This window comes from Luteibacter sp. P4_E6, from assembly GCF_056401535.1.
In genome coordinates this window covers 1-3,831 of record NZ_JBFUJE010000377.1, presented here as the reverse complement: position 1 = coordinate 3,831, position 3,831 = coordinate 1, and the positions used below count along the sequence as shown (strand labels likewise).

Sequence of the window (3,831 nt, the reverse complement as noted above, 5' to 3'; positions counted from 1 at the left end):
TGGCCACCGTGAGCAACTTGGAACGCATTGGAATGTCTCCGCTGAGTATGGTTGTGTAGTCCCCTGTGCCCCGACTGAGGTGTTTCTATGCGAAATTCCTCAAGCCAAGCCAACGTCGCGAAGGATGAGTGAAGAGCTTTACGCTTCTATGGCTGAATTGTTACAACTTGAAGACACGGTCACACTGAGTGCGCGGTTGCTATTCGGTGGTGGTAGTTACTTTTGAACTGCACGGCGGCCATCCCATCGTCGTGCCGGTCGCTCCCGCCGCCAGGTAGGTCGATCCGATAATCGTCGGCGCCCAGGTCGAGACCCTTGATCCGGGCCTCCGGGGCGTCCCGCGCCGTCATCACCAGGATCGGCGTCTTCACCCCCGCCCGCCGGGCTTCCAGCAGGACTTCCAGGCCATCCTTGCCCGGCAGACCCAGGTCGAGCAACACCAGGTCGACCGAGCCATCAGCCAGTGCCGCCGCGCCGTGGCGGCCGTCGGTAAGCCAGGTCACCGCGTAGGATTGCTGCTCGAGCGCGTGCTTGATCGCTTCGCCCAGCTCGGCGTCGTCTTCCAACAGGAGGAGGTGCATGGCGGGGGTGCGGGCTCGGTATCGGGGGGGACGAAGACAGGATGATCCCCGGAAAGGCTTTTCCCAAGCTTTTGCCTCTGCGCCGTGGCGCGGCGTGAACTCCCTGCCGTTCCGAGTACGACCTTGCGGGGCTCTACCTCGCGCTCGCCTGGCCGTGATGAGCGGTCATTGCCAACGCGTCCGCCTACCACGAGAGGGGGTACCCGATAGCCTCACGATGGGTCGCGCGATCGAAGGCACGGTAAAGCCGATGTGGTCAACGTCCCTCAGGGTCGGAATGCTCATGCTTCGCTCCGTTCAGTGGCCATGGCCTGCGCACCCTGCCGGGCGTTACTGCGGTAAATCAACACGAGCGCCACGGCGAGCAGGATCATGGCCACATAGCGCGAACCGCTCAGCGGGATGACCGGGTTGTTCAACCAGCCAAAGTTGTCGATCAGAAGGCTCATCAGAAGCTGGCCACTGATCACCGACACCGTGGCGGCAGCCGTGCCAACGCGAGGCATCGCAAACACGATGACCAGCATGTACACCACGCCGAAGAACGCACCGGTCACCTGCCAACGCGGTGCCGTTAACAGCGTCAGCGCGTGCTGGGGTTCAAACAGGAAGGCGTACAGGAAGCTGAGCATGGCGCCCAGGGTGAAAGTCAGCCAGGCGCTTTCGAGCACGCCCACGTGCGAACCGAGGCGGCCGTTGATGGCCGACTGCGCGCACAGGATGGCGCCACTGGCGACCACCAGCACGATCATGAGAATAAGCATGGGAGGTCCTTAATGGATCGGCCTTAATGGATCAGCCAGAGGGCGACGAGGATGGCGATCAGAGCAGTCATGCGATAGCCGTCGACCTCACGCCTGGCACTGCCCAGCCAGCTGAAGTGATCGATGACCAGACTGGCGGCAACCTGGCCGAACAGGATGCCGACCATCGTCAGGCCCACGCCGACGAACGGGGTGGCGATAGTGAGCGCTGCAACGTAGATAGGGCCGAGCACGCCACCGGTGAGCAACCAGCGCGGCTGCGAGAACATCAGCGCGAGACGCGGGCGACCGAAGACGAGGCCGAAGGTCAGCAGCAAGGAGCCCAGGGCGAAGATGCCGACGACGGCCCAGGCGTGGCCGACCTCTTCGCCCAGGGGGCCCAGGAGGCCCGCCTCGACCGACAACCCCATTCCAGCAGCGACGACCAGCGGGATTAACCAGATGTGTTTCATGCGTTGAGTTCCACCAAGACATGGGCAAAGGTGAAGCAGTGCCCATCTGGGAACAATTAGGCCAAACTTGAATACATCATTGCCTGCAGGACAACTCGATGCAGCTCAACTCCTTACGCTACTTCGCCATGGTCGCGGCGACGGGCAGTTTCATCGCGACCGCGCGCCACTTCCGGGTTCCCGCCTCGTCCGTCTCCCGGCATATCGCGGCCCTGGAAAAAGAGGTGGGCCAGCAACTGCTTTACCGGCATACCCGGGCCGTGCGTCTCACCGACGCGGGTGAGCGCTATTACCTCACGGTGCGGGAAGCCCTCGATCTGCTGGACATGGCGGCGGAACAGGCGGCCGATAAGGACGCCAGTCCGAAAGGCCTGGTGCGGATCAATGCCCCGGTCGCCCTGGGTCGCTTGCACATCGCGCCGGTCGTGAACGAGCTCCTGAAGGCGTATCCCGACCTATCGGTCCAGCTCACCCTCACCGACGCCTTCATCGATCCGGTGCAGGAAGGAGCCGACATCACGGTTCGTGTCGGACACCTTGAGAGTTCTGGCCTGATCGCCCGCGACGTGGGACCGCAGCGCTACATCATTTGCGCGAGCAAGGACTATCTGGACGCCCACGGGGTGCCTGGGGCCCCCGTCGACCTCGCCCGGCACAACTGTCTGGTGTATCGCGGCTACAGGGGCGCGCAGCGTTGGTATTTCCGCAAACCGGGCGATACGCGATACGAAGGGTTCGACGTCAACGGCAGCTTCCAGAGCAACAACGCGGAAACGCTCGTCTCCGCCGCGGAAGCGTCATTGGGAATCGTGCTGTTCCCGACGTGGCTGTTTCAGCCAGGCAGCTTCAGGAAGGGCCGCCTGGTGAAAATACTGCCCGACTGGGAGGGCTCGGTAGAAGCGGAGCCACCCGGCATTCACCTGGTGTCCCCGGAAAATCGATCGCGATCGAGAAAGGTAAGGGTCGTGAGGGACTTCCTGCTCGAACACATCGGCACTCCGCCCTACTGGGATCGCGTCTGAACCGGATCGATGGCACCCACGCTGACATGCCCACTCCAGTCCTCGAACACATCAGCCGCTTTGCTGTCGACGAACTTGACGACGACGGCCGAAGGAGGACACGAGGCGGCCAAGGCGCTGATCGCGCTGGCGTCCATGCTTCCTGAGCCACCATTGGCGCTCGCGTCCCTCACACCGGCCATGCAATACGTACCGGTCGCTGCCGGGCCGACCAAACGGCGGACGCCATCACGGTAGCGCTCTTCAGCGCGCGGCGCGGCGACGGCATCGGCGTAGGTCTTCTTCAGCGAGGCGAAATAGTCATCCGACTTCGCGATCTCCGCAGGGCTCAACTGAGCCTTCAGCTCGTCGTAAGGAGCCTGGAACCGGGGCGTATGCCGCTCCGATGCCAACGCGAACCAGGCCAGGGCGAGTGGTCGATTGACCGGTTGCTGGTCTCCGTTGAGAGCCATGACGCCGAGGACATATTGCGCAGGCTTGCTGGCCCAGCTAGCCGCTTCCTTGAAGAACTTATCCGCGTAGCGGTGCTTGTTCTCGCCGTAGCTCTGGGTGGCAAGGCAATAGAAATAATCACCCGGCACGAATTTCTCCATGCCCGAGATGCATCTCGTGCTGGCGAGCTGTTCGTTACTCGGTGTTGCGGTCGGCTCTTGCGCATCCTGCGCCTTGAGCGCTGGCGCACCGAGGCACAACAGAAGGGTGAGGACGCTCGCGCTGACGCTATCCAGAAAACCGCTTCGGCGTGACTGACGCATCGTGTATCTCTCCGTGATTCCGCGAGAGTCTACCTGCAGAAATATCTCAGGAGAACGGTGTAAACGTACGAACAGATCGCACAAGCTTGCGGAATCGAGGCGTCCATACTCTGGAAACGAATGCAGTCGCTGACGTGTACTGCGCAATGAGGACGACGTCGTTCTTGCACGCCTACAGACAACCGTAAGTTGATTTGATACGGTCCTAACCGTTGCCCGCGTCGTCGACTCAAACGCCTCGCGGACAACCATCGCTT

The 3,831-nt window shown here is 62.2% G+C and carries 4 protein-coding genes and 1 pseudogene; 1 reads left to right on the top strand and 4 read right to left on the bottom strand.

Going from position 1 to position 3,831, the window contains the following annotated elements:
• Positions 1-281: 281 nt before the first annotated feature.
• The 3 genes and pseudogenes from AC1DT2_RS17520 to AC1DT2_RS17510 all read right to left on the bottom strand — a co-directional run.
• Positions 282-581, bottom strand: a pseudogene (locus AC1DT2_RS17520) (response regulator); the annotation flags it as partial.
• 281 nt (positions 582-862) lie between these two features.
• Positions 863-1,345 (bottom strand): DMT family transporter, encoded by a 483-nt coding sequence (locus tag AC1DT2_RS17515; protein ID WP_477297737.1) that lies wholly within the window; start codon positions 1,343-1,345, stop codon positions 863-865.
• A 23-nt stretch (positions 1,346-1,368) separates the two neighbouring features.
• Positions 1,369-1,797 carry a DMT family transporter gene (locus AC1DT2_RS17510; RefSeq protein WP_477297736.1) on the bottom strand — a complete coding sequence of 143 codons (429 nt, stop codon included), beginning with the start codon at positions 1,795-1,797 and terminating at the stop codon, positions 1,369-1,371.
• 98 nt (positions 1,798-1,895) lie between these two features.
• Between AC1DT2_RS17510 and AC1DT2_RS17505 the strand changes: the two genes are divergently transcribed.
• On the top strand, positions 1,896-2,819 hold the full coding sequence (locus tag AC1DT2_RS17505; RefSeq protein WP_477297734.1) for a LysR family transcriptional regulator: 924 nt from the start codon (positions 1,896-1,898) through the stop codon (positions 2,817-2,819).
• Here the strand turns inward: AC1DT2_RS17505 and AC1DT2_RS17500 are convergent.
• Positions 2,801-3,574 carry a hypothetical protein gene (locus AC1DT2_RS17500; RefSeq protein ID WP_477297733.1) on the bottom strand — a complete coding sequence of 258 codons (774 nt, stop codon included), beginning with the start codon at positions 3,572-3,574 and terminating at the stop codon, positions 2,801-2,803. The genes AC1DT2_RS17505 and AC1DT2_RS17500 overlap by 19 nt on opposite strands.
• Between the last annotated feature and the right edge of the window lie 257 nt (positions 3,575-3,831).